The following is a 15,124-nucleotide window of genomic DNA, read 5'->3' as shown; positions in this document are numbered from 1 at the left end:
CCGAGAGGATGACCATGACCATTCTGATAACCGGGGCAAATGGCACCGTGTCGCGGGAGGTACTGCGGGAGCTGGCCGGCAAGCAGCCGCTGCGCGCCCTCGTCCGGGACGCGTCGCGCACACCAGGGCTCGACGGGGTCGAGTACGTCGTCGGCGACCTGGACCGCCCCACCACACTGACCCGGGCGTTCGAGGGCGTGACGACGCTGTGGCTGCTGATGCCGATGGGCCCACTGGCACCGAGCCAGAGCATGAACGCGGTGTGGGCGGCCCGGCAGGCCGGCGTACGGCACATCGTCCGGCTCTCCGCGATCGGCGCCGCGCACGACGCGCCCACCCGCAACGGCCGTCTGCACGCGCTCTCCGACGCGGAGCTCCAGGAGGCCGGTATCCCCTGGACCATCCTGCGACCGAGTCACTTCATGCAGAACCTGCTCGGCGCCAAGGCCGGTGAGCACCTCTACGGTCTCTTCGGTGACGCGAAGGTCGGCCTGATCGACGCCCGGGACATCGCCGCAGCCGGGGCGGCGATCCTCTCCGCGCCACAGCAGCACCAGGGCAAGATCTACACCCCCACCGGCCCGGAGAGCATCACTCTCGACCAGGCTGCCGACGAGATCGCCCGCACCCTCGGCGAGCCGGTGCGCTACGTGCCGCAGAGCCCGGAGCAGGCACGTGACGGACTGCTCCAGGCCGGCCTCGACCAGTGGTCGGCCGAGGTCCTCGCCGAGTACCGGGTCGCCTACGGTTCCGGATGGGGCGACTTCACAAACGACCACGTCGAGCGGATCGTCGGCCGGCAGCCGCGGACCTTCGCCGAGTTCGTTCGCGATCACCGCGAGCACTTCGCCAGCGTCTGATCCGACGACAGCTCGGCGCGGTGCCCTCCGGAGCGACTCCACTGGAGGGCACCGCGGTGCGTGCCGGACCGGCGCCCCTACAGCTCGGGGTGGCCGAAGAGTCCCGGCAGCCCGCCGGTGTGCAGAAAGACGACCCGGTCGCCGTGCGGGAAGCTGCCGGCCAGCAGCGCCGCCATCGCCCGACCGGTGTACGTCGGGTCCAGGAAGACCCCCTCAGTACGCGCTGTCACCTCCAGCGCCGCCCGGACGGCGTCGGTCAGCGTGCGGTACCCCGCACCCACCTGAGTACCGTCGATCCGCAGCGCGTCCGGTTCGACCTCGCCGACGAGCAGCCCGGCGACGGTCGCCCGTGGGTCCGGCACGGCGCCGACATCCACCCCGACGACCCGCTGCGCGCCCAACTCCCGCACCAGGCCGGCCATCGTCCCGCCGGAACCGAGCGCCACCACCACCTCGACCCCGTCGGCGTCCGGCACCTGGGCCCGCAGCTCCCGACCGCAGTCCACATAGCCCTGCACCGATGCGGGAGCGGTGCCGCCGAACGGGATGACGTACGCCGGTCGCCGCTCCGCCTCGACCGCCACCACCTCGGCGAGCGGACTGTCTCCGGCCCAGACGATCTCCGCGCCGGCGAGCCCGTCGAGCAGCAGGTTGCCTCGCCTGCTCTCCGGGGGCGGGCCGGCGAGCACCAGCACGCAGGAGAGGCCGAGCCGCGCGGCCGCGGCAGCGGTGAGCCGGGCGTGGTTGCTCTGCGGCGCTCCCGAGGTGATGACCGTGGTGGCGCCGTCGGCGATCGCCTGCGCGCAGGTGTACCGGAGCTTGCGGATCTTGTTGCCGCCCCCGCCAAGGCCGGTGAGATCGTCACGTTTGAACCAGAGCTCGGTCAGCCCCAGCCGGGCGGCGAGCCGGGGCGCGGCCTCCAGCGGCGTCGGCCAGCTACCGAGGGGAACGGGTGTGATCATCCGTGCAGCTAAGCACTCCCCGGGCGCGCACGCAGCTTCCTGGCCGTTGGCGCTCTTCCGGGGCTATGCCCGGCGGGCTACTGCCCGGGGCAGCGGACCGACGTCCGAGTGGCGACCGGGACGCAGCGCCGCGTGCCGCTGCCCGGGACCCGCGCCGTCGCGGGCGGCGAGCGCGTCGGCGACCGCCCCGGTGGCGAACGCGTAGATGGACTTGTGCAACACGTCGATGGCGAGTTCGGGGCGGGGCCAGGTCAGTGGGGGCGCCCCCACGCCAGTGGCGTTCTCCAGGATCTGGTCGTTGGTCAGGCGCATCGCCGTGAACATCGTCGAAGCCCAGGTGCCCCGCAGCCCGGCCTGCGCCATGATGCTGCGCAGCACGCCGACCAGCGCGCCCTGCCCGTAGTGCATCGCCAGGTTCTGCCACCGGGGCTGCTGCCCGGAGGATTCCGGCAGGCCGGTCAGCCTGGCCAGAACCCGGGCCGGTACGTAGGAGTCGGGCCGACCGGTCATCCGCTGTTCGATCTTCTCGGCGGCTGTCATCACCGCCGCCCCGGCCAGGCCCGCCACCAGTCCCTGCCACACCGCTCGCTTCAGCATGGTGCAGCCCTACCCACCGCTCAGGCACCCACACCCGTGCTGACCTCGAAAGCCAGGACGAGATCGGTCAGTGACCCCGTCACACCGAGCCGGTGAACTGGCTGACGTGGTAGGCGGTGCTGCGGCCGTCCGGTGTGCGGGTCCATTTCGAAACCATCAGGTGCAGGTCGTCGACGTTCCGGCTGGACCAGGGATGGATGAACCCCCCGTAGAGCGCGGGCTCCTGCCAACCCGTCAGCTGAATCTTCTCCCCCGTCCAGGCCCGGTCGGGTCCGGACGCGGTCCGGGTGACCAGACACCCGTTCTGGCAGTTGAGGTAGGACATCACCCAGGTCCCGTCGGCCAGCCGGCGCACCGATGGTTCGCCGAAGCGGCCGGTGAGGATGGGTGTGCAGGGCCTCCCCCAACCCCAGTTGGTGCCGTTCCAGCCCCAGCCCTCGTACGACTCGGGGTAGAACAGCCGATCCCACCGGACGCGTCGCAGCATCATCGGACCGTCCTGCCGCCCCGACCGGACGGAGAAGACGTAGACGTACTCGCCGTCGCGTTGCATGGTCCACATCTGGAACGGGTCCTTGTTGTCCGGGCTGTTCCACCACTTCAGCGGCGTACGGATGAAGTCGTTGCCGTTGTCGGAGAAGGCCAGCCCCGCGTAGCGGGACTTCCACTGCGGCCCGGCCGGGCCGGCGGAGTTCCAGTTCTCGATGCTCATGTAGGAGATGAGCTGCCGACCTGTCTCCGGAAAGCTGATGCCGTCGTTGGGGATGACAGTCACCTCGGGAAGACCGTCGATGCCGATGCCATGGTGGCCGTTGTGCATCAACTCCGGGGCCCGCCCGTTGCCGGCGACGCGTGCGGCGCTGTCGAAGACGATCCCGCCCGGTGCGCCGGGGTGGACGGCGGAGCGCAACATGACCGGCGACCGCCAGTCGTTCGGCACTGGCGGGCCCTCGGGCCACGGCGTGTCGAAGGTGTCGCCGAAGAGGTAGCCGATGGATCCGTTCTCCAGCACGTAGGGGATGCCCAGATCGGTGCCGGCCACCCGCCATCGGCTGCTGGTGTCCAGGTCCGCGCCGGTCAGCCGCTTCTTCCAGACCGCCGCCTGGGCCGGAGCGGCAGTGGTCAGGATCGCGCCGACGGAACCGAACGCGCCGGCGGCACCGATCGCGGCGGCACGGCCGAGCAACGAGCGACGACGTACACCCATGGCTGCCCTCTCCTGTCGCACTCGTCCTGGCCCCGCCGGGTGGCTGGACAGCGGTTGCGGGCGAGTAAACCCGCCGACAACGACCGCTGTCAATACCTGCCCGCCCTGAACGATGCATTGAAGGAATTCTTCATAGAACATTGACAGCCATCAGCGCCCTGAAGAAACTCTCAGCAACCGGTCTCCCGCTCGGTGGCGGTCTCGTGACGCCATCAGTCGACCATCCCCGACCCGACGAGGAGCAGCGTGAGACACACCCAGAACGCCCTCGCCGACGTCTACGTGGGCACGTCCACCGGCAGCTCCTACGCCGGCGGCGCCACCAGATGGCACGACTTCCTCGGCCTCAACGGCGAGACGACGCTGTGATCAGCGGATTGGAGATCTCATGCGACTGACCAGGCGCACGTGCGCCCTCCTCCTGGCGGCGGTGCTTGCCGGTCAGGTCGCGGTCGCGCCGGCCGACGCGGCCGGACCCCCGGCGTCCGGCTCGCTAACCGCCGACTTCACCCGGGCCGCCACCGAGTTCGACGTGCCCCGGGACCTGCTGGTCGCCGTCGCACACGGTGAGTCCCGGCTGGACGGGCACGGCGGCCTGCCCAGTCAGGCCAACGGGTACGGGGTGATGCACCTGGTCAGCAACCCCACCCAGCACAGCCTGGAGCGGGCGGCCACGCTCACCGGCGAGCCGGTCGACCGCCTGCGCACGGTCACCGCGGCCAACATCCGCGGCGGCGCTGCGGTGCTCCGCGACCTGGCCGACGACGAGGGGCTGACCGGCGAGGCACGCGACCGGCTCTCCGCCTGGTATCCGGTGGTGGCGCGCTACAGCGCCGCCGTCGACGCCTCGACCGCCCGGCTCTACGCCGACCACGTCTACGACCTGCTGCGTACCGGCATCGCCGCCGGACCGGTACGGGTCGCGCCGCGACCGCTGCGACCCGAACTCGGCCGTTACGCGAGGGTCGCCCCCGCGGGCGCCGCCGGTGCGAACGTCGCGGCGGCGGTGCCTGAGTACGCGCCGGCCCGGTGGGTGTCCGCCTACGGCGGCAACTACCAGGCCGGCCGATCGGCGCGGATCACCACTGTGGTGGTGCACGTGACCCAGGGGTCGTACGCCGGCACGGTGAGCTGGTTCCAGAACCCGTCGGCGGGGGTGAGCGCGCACTACGTGGTGAAGTCGAGCAACGGCGAGATCACCCAGATGGTGCGCGAAGGCGACACGGCCTACCACGCACGCTCGGCCAACCCGTACGCGGTGGGTATCGAGCACGAGGGGTTCGTGGACAATCCAGCCTGGTTCACCGACGCCATGTACCGGTCGTCCGCCGCGCTGACCCGCTACCTCTGCGACAAGTACGGGCTGCCGAAGACCCGTGCGTCGATCAGGGGTCACAACGAGCTGCCCGGCAACGACCACACCGACCCTGGCCCGAACTGGAACTGGAACTACTACATCTCCCTGGTCAACACCGGCGGCTCGGGAGGCAGGTACCTGGCGGGTTCACCGACTGACTTCACCGGCGACGGGCGCGACGACATCGTCGCGTTCACCCGTGGCTCGCTCAACGACGTGTACGTGTCCGCGTCCACCGGCTCCTCGTTCGCCGGGACGTCGGTGAAGTGGAACGACCTCTTCGGGCTCAACGACGAGACGCTGCTGTCCGGGGACTTCAACGGCGACGGGCGCGACGACGTCGTGGCGTTCACCCACGGCTCGCTCGCCGACGTGTACGTGGCACTGTCGAACGGCTCGACGTTCGCCGGCGCCACCAGGTGGCACGACTGGTTCGCGCCGAATGCCGAGGTCGCCGCGGTGGGGGACGTCAACGGCGACGGCCGCGACGACATCGTCGCCTTCACCCATGACGGCGCCGGGGACGTGTACGTCGCGTTGTCCACCGGTTCGTCGTTCGCCGGGACGGCGCTCAAGTGGCACGAGTACTTCTCGATCGCCGGTGAGTACCCCGCCCTCGGCGACGTCAACGGCGACGGCCGCGACGACATCATCACCTTCACCCAGGGACCGGTCGCGGCGTCGGACGTCATCGTCGCCCTGTCCACCGGCACCGCGTTCGGGGCGGCGCAGACCTGGCACGACGTCTTCGCGGTCGGCGCCGAGCTGCCGCGCGTCGGGGACATCAACGGCGACGGCCGCGACGACATCGTCACGTTCACCTGCAACGCCGACGCCGATGTCTACGCGGCCGTCTCCACCGGCACCTCGTTCGTCGGCACCACTGTGAAGTGGAACGACTTCTTCTGCCTGCCCGGCGAGTTCCCCTACCTGGGCGACTACAACGGCGACGGCCGGGACGACGTCATCGCCTTCACCAGGGGCACCCTCAACGACGTCTACGTCGGCCTCTCCACAGGCACCAGCTTCCTCGGCGGCGCGAAGTGGCACGACTTCTTCGGGCTGCCCAACGAGACCACCCTCTGACCCCCGGGAGACAGCGATGTTCGACGTACCCCCGTCCGCGTCGATCAGCCGACGCCGGCTGATCGGCGGTTCCGCGGCGGCCGCCGCCGCCGGAATGCTCGGCGGCGCCCTCGCCGGGTCGTCCGCCGCCCAGGCCGCCGGTGACGGGTACGGCCTGCGCATCGTCGACCGCAACGAGAACGGTGGTCGGCTCCAGTACTACCGCTTCGCCACCGACGCGATCGAGTGGGATCCGGGCGTGAACGTGCTGCTGCCCGACGGCTACCACACCAGCGGCAAGCGGTATCCGGTGTTGTACCTGCTGCACGGCGGCAACGCCGACTTCCGCACCTTCCACCTCCAGGACAACATCGTCGGTCTGACCGCCGGCCGGGAGGTCATCGTCGTCATGCCGGACGCGTCGACCGGCTGGTACTGCAATCCGGTGACCAGCTTCGTCGGGCCCCGCAACTGGGAGACGTTCCACATCGCCCAACTGCTGCCGTGGGTCGACGCGAACTTCCGTACCTTCGCCGAGTACAACGGGCGCGCGGTGGCCGGCTTCTCGATGGGCGGCTTCGGTGCGCTGAAGTACGCGGCGAAGTACTACGGCCACTTCTGCTCGGTCAGCTCGCACTCCGGGCCGGCCAGTCTCCGCCGAGACTTCGGACTGGTAGTGCACTGGGCGAATGCCACCTCCGCAGCGCTGGACCTCGGTGGAGGCACCGTCTACGGGGTCCCGTTCTGGGACGAGGCCCGGGTCAACGCCGACAACCCGGTCCAGCGCATTCCGAGTTTCCAGAACAAGCGGATCTTCCTGGCGGCCGGGACCTCACCCGACCCGATCAACTGGTTCGACACCGCCAACGAGACCCAGGTGCTCGCCGGTCAGCGGGAGTTCCGCGGTGCACTCGCCCGAGCCGGCATCCCGCACGAGTGGCGCGAGGTGCCGGGTGGGCACTTCTTCCGCCACGACCTGTTCGTCCAGGACCTCAACGGAATGCTCGGACGCCTACGCCGCGCCGGCTGACCCCCGGTAGCGTCGACGGTCATGGCCACCACCGTCGACGTGCGTCGGGCACTCGCCAGCCTCGCCGATCCACGTCGAGCCGAGGCGTCGAGCAGGTTCCTCCAGATGGTCCCCGGTGGGTACGGCGAGGGCGACCGGGCCCTCGGTGTCTCAGTGCCCGACCAGCGCACTGTGGCCGCCCGGTTCTGGCGCGACCTTCCGCTGGCCGAGACGACGAAACTGCTCACCGGCGGCGCGCACGAGGAACGGCTGACAGCGCTGCTCATCCTGGTGTGGGGGCGGCGCATCGCCATCATGGCGACCTTCGCCTTCATCAGGGCCGGCGACTTCGAGTGGACCTTCCGACTCGCCGACCGGCTCCTGCACGACCCGCACGACCTCGTCCGCAAGGCGGTGGGCTGGATGCTGCGTGAGGTGGGCAACCGGGACCAAGCGGCGGAGGAGGAGTTCCTCGCCCGCCGCTACCGGGTCATGCCGCGGGTCATGCTGCGGTACGCGATCGAGAAGTTCGAACCGCAGCGTCGCCGCGACTACCTGTCCGGTGCCCTCTAGCCGACCGGCTCAGCCGGTGGGATGGGGAAGTTCCGGTTGAAGACGTTGTCCGGGTCGTAGCTGGCCTTGATGGCGCGCAGCCGGCCAAGCGTGGGCTCGGGCCAGGCATCCAGCAGTCGAGCCGGATCGCTGTCGCTCTCGAAGCTGAGATACAGGCCGTCGAGGTGCGGGTACAGCTCGGCCCACAGTTTGTCGAGTTGGGGCCGGCGGTCCGGGACCGTGGCGGCGAGCACCGAGAAGTTCTGCTCCCGGTGCGGGTAGGCGGTCGCGTCGCGGGCGACGTCGTTGACCGCCCCGCCGACGGCTCGCACCTGCATGATCATCACATCGCCGGAATGGATCATGTGCTCCATGAGGTCGGCCGCTTGCGGTGTGACGTGGTGCAGCAGACCGCTGCGGGTGTCCTTCAACCCCTGCCCGCGATGCTGGTTGCCCGCCGGCACGACGATCTCCGGGTACGGCACGAGCTGCGCCTGCTGGTCGAGGATCGGCCCGATCTCCAGGAACGGGCTCAGGGCGGACTGCGCCGCCTCGACGTCGTCACCGGCGTAGACGAGAGTGACCTGGGCAGCCGGAGGGTTGCCACGGCGGCCGGGAAAGAGGGAGAGGAAGCTCGTCAACTCCCGTGGCGCGTCCTCGACCAGTTGGCCCCACCGGCTCAGCAGTCGGGCGGTGTCTGTCGCGTCCGCGACGAGCTGGGCGTAGACGACCTTGTCGACCTCGTACGCCTCCAGCTCCAGCGCGGTGACCACTCCGAAGTTTCCCCCGGCGCCACGGATGGCCCAGAACAGGTCGGGGTGATGCTCGTCGTCCACGCGGAGCAGACGGCCGTCCGCGGTGACGATCTCGGCGGCGACGACGTGGTCGATGGTCAGGCCGTGCTTGCGCGCCAGGTATCCGACACCGGCGGTGGTGGCGAGACCACCGACACCCACGTCTCCGTAGTCGCCCGAGCTCATGGCCAGGCCGTACGGGGCGAGCCTCTGGGCCACGTCACCCCAGCGGGCACCCGGCTCCAGGCGCACCCGACGGGTCGCCCGGTCGAGCACCTCGACAGTGTTCATCCTCGACATGTCGATGACGACTCCCCCGTCGTTCGTCGACCGGCCGCTGATGCCGTGCCCGCCGCTGCGCACCGACAGCGGGACATCCTGCGTCCGGGCGTACGACACGGCGGCGACCACCTCGGCGGCGTTCTGCGGACGGATCACCAGGGCCGGCGCGCCGTGCCAGCTGTAGGAGTGGCGTACCCGCTCGTACTCCCGGTCACCGGGCTCGACGGACCTGGCGGCCAGCGACGGGGGCAGCGCGTCGTAGTCGAGGCCGGGGTGCCGCTCGGCCAGCGCGACGGTCGTGCGGACCGGCCCGGTGCCGACCTCACCCCCGGTGCGCTCCCTGGCGACCGCCTCCCGCAGCGCGGGGGCGATCTCCTGCCCGAGGGTCCGAATGAGACGTGGGTCGTCGCGGCCGATCAGGAAGGTGCTGAACCCCTCCTCGATGACCAGCGGAAGGAGTTGGTCGACCCACTGCTCGGCGGGCCCCTGGAGGAAGCCGCGGCTGCGCGACGAGACATCGACAGTGAACAGGTTGAGCAGCCGTCGGATCTCCCGGGGCTCGCGGCCCGCGGCGATGGCCGCCTCGTCGATGAGCCGGTTGGCGGTCACCCGGTCCGGAGATCGCAGGTATTCGAGCGTCGGCAGCCAGCCGTTGGCCTTCTGGCCGGTCAGTGCCAGCATCTTCGGCTGGTACGCGCCGAGCCAGATGTCGATGTCATGTGCCGGCTTGGGGCCGCGCTGCATGCCGGGTACGGGGTAGTACTCCCCGTCCAGTCGGAGCGGTTCGGTGGCGGTGTCGTCCCAGACGCCGCGCAGGACGTCGATGGCCTCCCGCAGGGCCGCGACTCCCTGCCCCGCTGTCAGTCGACGTGCGCCCATGCCCTCGATCCCGTCCCAGAACGCGCCGGCGCCGAGGCCCAGCTCGAAACGGCCGTGCGACAACCGGTCCAGGCTCGCCGCCGCCCGGGCCAGCACGGCCGGCGGGCGCAGCGGCAGGCTGAGGACGTTCCCGGAGATCCGGAGCCGCTCCGTGCGGGCGGCGACCCAACTCAGCAGGGTCCAGGTGTCGAGGAACTCCGCGTTGTACGGGTGGTCCTGGAAGGTGACCAGGTCCAGCCCCGCAGCCTCGGTCAGCTCGGCCAGCGCCACCACCTGATCCGGGTCGTGCACGTTGGGTGTCAGGAACGACCCAAACCGGAGTTCGTGCCCGTAGTCCGACATTGCTTCACCATCCACACAATCGTTTGATCAACCCATCATATTTTTCGCCTATCGTTTGTCGGACAACTTATCTTCGCCGCCAATCATTCCTGGGGTGCGGCGATGTCGGATGATGATCAACGGGCCGGCCACTAGCATCGGGACATGTCCGCGAGCGATCCCTGCGAGCTGCCGGCCGACCGCAAGCGCGGCTCGAACTTCGGTTGGTCGCTGGGCATGGTGTTGCGCCGCTGGCACGAACGCGTCGAGGAACTACTGAAGGACCTGCCGCACGGCAGTCGGGGCTACCACATCCTGGCCGTCGTCGTGCACGAAGAGGTGCCCACGCAGGGCGCCCTTGCCGCTCGCCTGGCCATCGACCGCAGCGTGCTGACCTACGTCATCGACGACCTGGCGAACGCCGGTCTCATCGAGCGCAGGCCCGACCCCCAGGACCGGCGGGCCCGACGGGTCGTGGCCACCGAACGCGGACGCCAGACGCTCGCCGAGGCCGAGCGGCGGGTCGCCCACGCCGAGGACCACGTGCTGGGTGGGTTACCCGAGGAGCAGCGCGAGGTCTTTCGCGACCTCGCCGCCCGGGCCGCCGAAGCGATCCACGCCGCCGCACCCGCCACGGACCCCTGCGTGGCGGTGCGGAGCGTCCTTCCGCCGACCGACTGACAGCGTCAGCGCTTGCGGCCCACCCCGCCGAAGGCGTCGATGTCGGCAGGCGTGTCGACAGCGTCGTCCGGTCGCCACTGCGGGCACGGCACGACGCCGGGCTCGACCAGCTCCAGGCCGTCGAAGAAGCCGGCGATCTCGTCGGGAGAACGCAGGGTGTACGGAGTCGCGCCACTGTCGTTGTAGTCGTCCTGCGCCTGCTGCATCTCGGCGCTGATCAGGCTCGTGCCGTCGTTCAGCGAGAGGTAACTGCCGCTCGGCAGCGCCGCCACCAGCTGCCGGGTGACCGAGCGGGCCGCCTCGTAGTCGGGCACGTGACCCATGACGCCGCTGAGGATGAGACCGATCGGCTGCGCGAAGTCCAGCGTCTTGCCAGCCTCGGCGATGACCGCGGCCGGGTCGTGCAGGTCGCCGTCGATGTAGGCGGTCCTGCCCTCGGCCGTGCCCACCAGCAACGCGCGAGCGTGCACCAGCACCAGGGGGTCGCTGTCGACGTAGACGATCCGCGCGTCCGGGGCGATCCGTTGGGCCACCTCGTGGGTGTTGTTGGCGGTCGGCAGCCCGGTGCCGACGTCGAGGAACTGACGGATGCCCGCGTCGGCGGCGAGGAACATGATCGAGCGAACCAGGAACTGCCGAGAGGCCCGGGCCACGTCGACGACGCCGGGGAAGACCTGGCGATACTGGTCCCCGGCCTCGCGGTCGACAGCGAAGTTGTCCTTGCCACCGAGCCAGTAGTTCCAGATCCGCGCCGAATGCGGCACCGACGTGTCGATCTTCTGCTGCACGTCGGCCTCACCGGCCTCGTGCCGGCCGGTCGTCGGCGATTCCATGCTCACGACGAACCCCCATGTCGAACGCGTACGCGACGTCGTCGCGGGACGGCCCAGTCGAGGAAGCGGCCACCCGTGACCGTGCCACGGTATAGAAGGCAGAGGATTCGCACCACACCCGGTCGCTCCACAGGAGACCAACACTGCTTGACTCACTCGCCATGCTGGAACCGCACGCCCCTGTCCCGCACCACCCGAGGAGGACCCGATGGCAAAGCCGGTCAAGACCGCGGCAGTCCTCTTCGGGCTGGGCGTCGGCCTCGCGGTCGGTCCATTCCTCGGACCGGTTGCGGTCTGGCTCGGCGTCGCTGTCGCCGCGCTCGGCATCGGGCTCTCCCTGATCGGCACGGCGGAGTCCGATCTGGTGGGGGACGGCCTGGTCGACCGCGAAGAGCCCGCCGGATACCTAACGGCGACGGGCACAGTGGGCGTCGCCGGACGACAGGAGCGGGACGTGAACAGACCCACGCTCAGCGGTCTGAGCACCCGGGTGGAGCAGATCCTCAAACTCGCCGAGGAGCAGGCCGACGACCACCGCAACGCCGCGCGGCTCGACGCCGAGAAGACGGTGAGCGCCGCCCGCCGGGAGGCGGAGACGATCCTGCGCCGGGCGCACGAACAGGCAGCGGGGAACGCCGGGTAGCAGGCAGTCCCCGCGCTCTGTTCGGCGCATCCACGGTCCGGCCGATCCCTCGCGCGAGGGAGTGACGTCCCCTGCCAGCGGGGTCCCCCCGCTGCGGGACGCCAGCAGGATCGGTGCATGACGACATCGACACAGGTCGCCGGGCGGAGCGCCCATGGCCTGACGTACGCAGTGCTCGGCTGGGCCGTGGCATACGGGGGCGTGCGTCTGGCCTGGACGGTCGGCGAGGCTCCGGAGTTCGGGCGACTCGGGCTGGACCTGCTCGGCTTCACCGGCTGGCGGTCGGTGGCGCTGTGCGCAGCCGCGGGCGGGCTGGCGGTCGCGTTGGACCGGGTGGCGACCTGGCGGCCGGCGCTTGCGGGGCTCGCCTGGGCGGTCGCCGGAGCGCTCGTCGCGGCAGCCGCGATCCTGCTGCCGGAGTTGGTGGGCTTCCTGTTGTTCACCGTCGGCCCGTTCTTCGACCCGCTGGCGTTCGTCAGCCGGCTGGCCTGTGTCACCGGAGCGGTACTGCTCGCTCTCGCCACCGCGCGTTACCAGCGGCGCAGCCGTGGCGACTGCCCAGCCTGCTGCCGGACGGTCCGACCGGGTACGCGGCGCTCGGCACCCGCGCGGTGGGCGCGCTGGGCGGCGTGGGCCGCTGTGGGCGGTCTCGTGACCCGCTTCGCGGCCCAGTTCGTGGTGGGGTTCGACAGCGTCGACCAGAGCGCCTCGCTGCTCGGGTTGGAGATCGGCCTGGTGCTGGCCGGAGTGCTGTTGCCACTGGCGCTGGTGTACCACTGGGGTGAGGTCTGGCCGGGGTGGGTTCCGCTGCTCGCCGGGCGCACCATTCCTCGCCTGCTGCTGCTGGTGCCCGGCTTCGGGCTCGGCGCGGGCATCGTGGCCTACTTCGGGATGGGGATCGCGCAGGTGTCGTCGGGCTCGCACAGCGAGTTCTCCGACGCGTTCCTGTGGGTGGCGATGTCGGCGTACCTCGTCTTGGGGATGGGCCTGGTGATCGGCTCCACCGACTACCACCTGCGCACTCGCAGGCAGTGCGGCGCGTGCGGCCGGTGACGGCACCACTGATCGTGGGCCGGTTGCATTGACAGGATTCGTTGGACGAATTAACTTTCTGGAATCAACACCTGGGAGCGCTCCCAATCCTTTCCGCCACTCACACCACCGCTGAACTCGCCGCAGACGAGCCCTCCCGAGGCGTGGAAGCCCCCACCACTTCAGGAGGAGTTTCATGAGAAGAAGAAGAGTGACGAACGCCGCCATGGTGTCGGCCGGCGCCGTCCTGCTGGCGTCGGCAGCGGTCGCCGTGGCGATGCCAGCGGGGGCCGCAGCCGCCGGCTGCAGGGTGAACTACAGCGTGTCGTCGCAGTGGCAGGGCGGCTTCGGCGCCAACGTCACCATCACCAATCTCGGCGACGCGGTGACGAGTTGGACGCTGACCTGGAACTACAACGCCGGTCAGACCGTCACGCAGGCCTGGAACACGACGTTGACGCAGAGCGGCACCGCCGTCACCGCCAAGAACGTCAGCTACAACGGGGCCATCGCGACCAACGGGACCGTCTCGTTCGGTTTCAACGGCTCGTGGACCGGAAGCAACCCCGATCCGACCACCTTCGCGTTGAACGGGGTGGGCTGCACCGGTGGCACCGAGCCGACCCCGCCGCCGACCGACCCACCACCGACGGACCCGCCGCCGACCGGGCCGGCGGACATCACTGTGAACAGCGCGACCAAATACCAGACGGTCGACGGCTTCGGGGCCGCACAGTCCATCTGGGGTAGCGCCTGGTCGACGGCGGACACCCAGACGCTGGTCGGGATGGGTGCCAACCAGTTGGGGCTCTCCATCGTGCGGACCGGCCTGTCGCCGGAATCCAGCGAGTGGGCGACGCACGTGAACTCGTTGAAGACCGCGAAGTCGTACGGGTCCAACGTGAAGATTCTCGCCTCGCCCTGGACCGCGCCGGCGGCGTGGAAGACCAACAACAGCCGGGTCAACGGCGGCAAGCTGAGGACCGACTACTACGACGACTACGCCAACCACCTGAACAGCTACGTGCAGTACATGCGCGGCCAGGGCGTACCCGTCGACGTCACGTCGGTGCAGAACGAGCCGGACTGGCACCCGGACTACGACTCGATGGACTGGAGCGGCACCGAGCTGCGCACCTTCGTGCGCGACCAGGGCACCAAGGTACAGAACACCAAGCTGATGGTGGCCGAGGCGGTGAACATGAACTACAACTTCACCGACCCGACCCTCAACGACGCGACCGCCCGCAACAACATCGGCTACGTCGGCGGGCACCTGTACGGCACCGAGGAGTCGGGCCGACTGCGGCCGTACTCCCTGGCGGAGCAGCACAACAAGCCGGTGTGGATGACCGAGTGGAACCTGCACGCCGCCGACGGCGGAGGCTCCAACATCTGGGGCAACCCCGCCAACGCGGCGGTCTGGAACGAGACCCTCGACGACATCATGCGCACCGTGCACAAGTCGATGGAGGCCAACTGGAACGCCTACATCTGGTGGTACGGCAAGCGGTACTACTCCTTCATCGGTGACGGCGAGTCGGCGTTCGGCACCGTCGCTGGCGCTCCGCTCAAGCGCGGGTACGCCTTCTCGCAGTACGCCAAGTACGTCCGCCCCGGCTACCAGCGGGTCGCCCTGTCGAAGAGCTCGAAGGCCTCACCGCTGGAGGTCACGGCCTACCAGGGGGACGGGAAGATCACCCTGGTGATCCTCAACCGCTCGAACAGCGCTGTCAACAACGCCGTGATCCAGGCCCCGCAGAACGTCAGCCGAGCCGAGCACTACCTCACCTCACAGAACGCCAACGCGGCCAGCCAGCCGACCAGCGTGAACGGCGGTCAGGCCACCATCAACGTCGGCGCCCGCAGCATCTCCACTGTCGTCTTCACCCTCTGAACACCTCGTTCGCCCCGAGCACCGTCGACGTCGCGGGGGGCCCCGCCCCCCCCCCGGGGCCCCCCCCCGCGGGGGGGGCCGCCGGTCCTAAGGTGGGCGGTTTACGGGGCCGGGGGCGCCCCCCGGCTCGGACCCACCCACATCGATGGGGAC

13 protein-coding genes and 1 pseudogene are annotated in these 15,124 nt (G+C 70.0%); 9 read left to right on the top strand and 5 right to left on the bottom strand.

Annotated elements, in window-relative coordinates; genetic code table 11:
- Positions 1 to 14: 14 nt before the first annotated feature.
- The gene (locus AB0C20_RS15690) at positions 15 to 860 is read left to right on the top strand and encodes an NAD(P)H-binding protein (RefSeq protein ID WP_357177199.1); all 846 of its coding nucleotides are present in this window, start codon (positions 15 to 17) and stop codon (positions 858 to 860) included.
- Between the two features lie 77 nt (positions 861 to 937).
- Here the strand turns inward: AB0C20_RS15690 and AB0C20_RS15685 are convergent, their stop codons facing one another.
- The 3 genes from AB0C20_RS15685 to AB0C20_RS15675 form a co-directional block, all read right to left on the bottom strand.
- Positions 938 to 1,822, bottom strand: coding sequence for a pyridoxal-phosphate dependent enzyme (locus AB0C20_RS15685; RefSeq protein ID WP_357177201.1), 885 nt, complete (start codon positions 1,820 to 1,822; stop codon positions 938 to 940).
- A gap of 63 nt (positions 1,823 to 1,885) precedes the next feature.
- Positions 1,886 to 2,419: a hypothetical protein gene (locus AB0C20_RS15680; RefSeq protein WP_357177203.1), complete on the bottom strand. Its 534-nt coding sequence runs from the start codon at positions 2,417 to 2,419 to the stop codon at positions 1,886 to 1,888.
- A gap of 79 nt (positions 2,420 to 2,498) precedes the next feature.
- Positions 2,499 to 3,626, bottom strand: a complete 1,128-nt coding sequence (locus tag AB0C20_RS15675) for a DUF4185 domain-containing protein (RefSeq protein WP_357568249.1) — start codon at positions 3,624 to 3,626, stop codon at positions 2,499 to 2,501.
- A gap of 246 nt (positions 3,627 to 3,872) precedes the next feature.
- On the opposite strand from AB0C20_RS15675, the gene AB0C20_RS15670 reads away from it, so the two are divergent.
- From AB0C20_RS15670 to AB0C20_RS15655, 4 genes are read left to right on the top strand one after another with little or no spacing between them, the layout of a single operon-like run.
- Positions 3,873 to 3,995 carry a hypothetical protein gene (locus tag AB0C20_RS15670; RefSeq protein WP_357177207.1) on the top strand — a complete coding sequence of 41 codons (123 nt, stop codon included), beginning with the start codon at positions 3,873 to 3,875 and terminating at the stop codon, positions 3,993 to 3,995.
- Between the two features lie 19 nt (positions 3,996 to 4,014).
- Positions 4,015 to 6,069 carry an N-acetylmuramoyl-L-alanine amidase gene (locus tag AB0C20_RS15665; RefSeq protein ID WP_357568248.1) on the top strand — a complete coding sequence of 685 codons (2,055 nt, stop codon included), beginning with the start codon at positions 4,015 to 4,017 and terminating at the stop codon, positions 6,067 to 6,069.
- Between the two features lie 16 nt (positions 6,070 to 6,085).
- Complete coding sequence (locus AB0C20_RS15660) at positions 6,086 to 7,078, top strand: alpha/beta hydrolase-fold protein (RefSeq protein ID WP_357568247.1); 993 nt, start codon at positions 6,086 to 6,088, stop codon at positions 7,076 to 7,078.
- A gap of 21 nt (positions 7,079 to 7,099) precedes the next feature.
- Positions 7,100 to 7,630, top strand: a complete 531-nt coding sequence (locus AB0C20_RS15655; RefSeq protein WP_357568246.1) for a DNA alkylation repair protein — start codon at positions 7,100 to 7,102, stop codon at positions 7,628 to 7,630.
- On the opposite strand, the gene AB0C20_RS15650 is transcribed toward AB0C20_RS15655, so the two are convergent.
- Entirely contained in the window at positions 7,627 to 9,906 is a 2,280-nt protein-coding gene (locus AB0C20_RS15650) for an LLM class flavin-dependent oxidoreductase (protein ID WP_357568245.1), read from the bottom strand. The two genes, AB0C20_RS15655 and AB0C20_RS15650, sit on opposite strands and share 4 nt — an antisense overlap.
- A 144-nt stretch (positions 9,907 to 10,050) precedes the next feature.
- On the opposite strand from AB0C20_RS15650, the gene AB0C20_RS15645 reads away from it, so the two are divergent.
- The gene (locus AB0C20_RS15645) at positions 10,051 to 10,566 is read left to right on the top strand and encodes a MarR family winged helix-turn-helix transcriptional regulator (RefSeq protein ID WP_357177217.1); all 516 of its coding nucleotides are present in this window, start codon (positions 10,051 to 10,053) and stop codon (positions 10,564 to 10,566) included.
- 5 nt (positions 10,567 to 10,571) lie between these two features.
- On the opposite strand, the gene AB0C20_RS15640 is transcribed toward AB0C20_RS15645, so the two are convergent.
- Positions 10,572 to 11,399: an SAM-dependent methyltransferase gene (locus AB0C20_RS15640; RefSeq protein WP_357178236.1), complete on the bottom strand. Its 828-nt coding sequence runs from the start codon at positions 11,397 to 11,399 to the stop codon at positions 10,572 to 10,574.
- Between the two features lie 433 nt (positions 11,400 to 11,832).
- Here AB0C20_RS15640 and AB0C20_RS15635 point away from each other — a divergent pair.
- The 3 genes and pseudogenes from AB0C20_RS15635 to AB0C20_RS15625 form a co-directional block, all read left to right on the top strand.
- Positions 11,833 to 11,991: pseudogene (locus AB0C20_RS15635) on the top strand (cell division protein DivIVA); the annotation flags it as partial.
- A gap of 168 nt (positions 11,992 to 12,159) precedes the next feature.
- The gene (locus AB0C20_RS15630) at positions 12,160 to 13,095 is read left to right on the top strand and encodes a hypothetical protein (protein WP_357568244.1); all 936 of its coding nucleotides are present in this window, start codon (positions 12,160 to 12,162) and stop codon (positions 13,093 to 13,095) included.
- A gap of 175 nt (positions 13,096 to 13,270) precedes the next feature.
- On the top strand, positions 13,271 to 14,971 hold the full coding sequence (locus AB0C20_RS15625) for a cellulose binding domain-containing protein (protein WP_357177221.1): 1,701 nt from the start codon (positions 13,271 to 13,273) through the stop codon (positions 14,969 to 14,971).
- Positions 14,972 to 15,124 lie beyond the last annotated feature (153 nt).

Source organism: Micromonospora sp. NPDC048843, from assembly GCF_040649965.1.
Lineage (GTDB): Bacteria > Actinomycetota > Actinomycetes > Mycobacteriales > Micromonosporaceae > Micromonospora > Micromonospora hortensis.
This window is presented reverse-complemented; position numbering and strand designations above follow the sequence as displayed.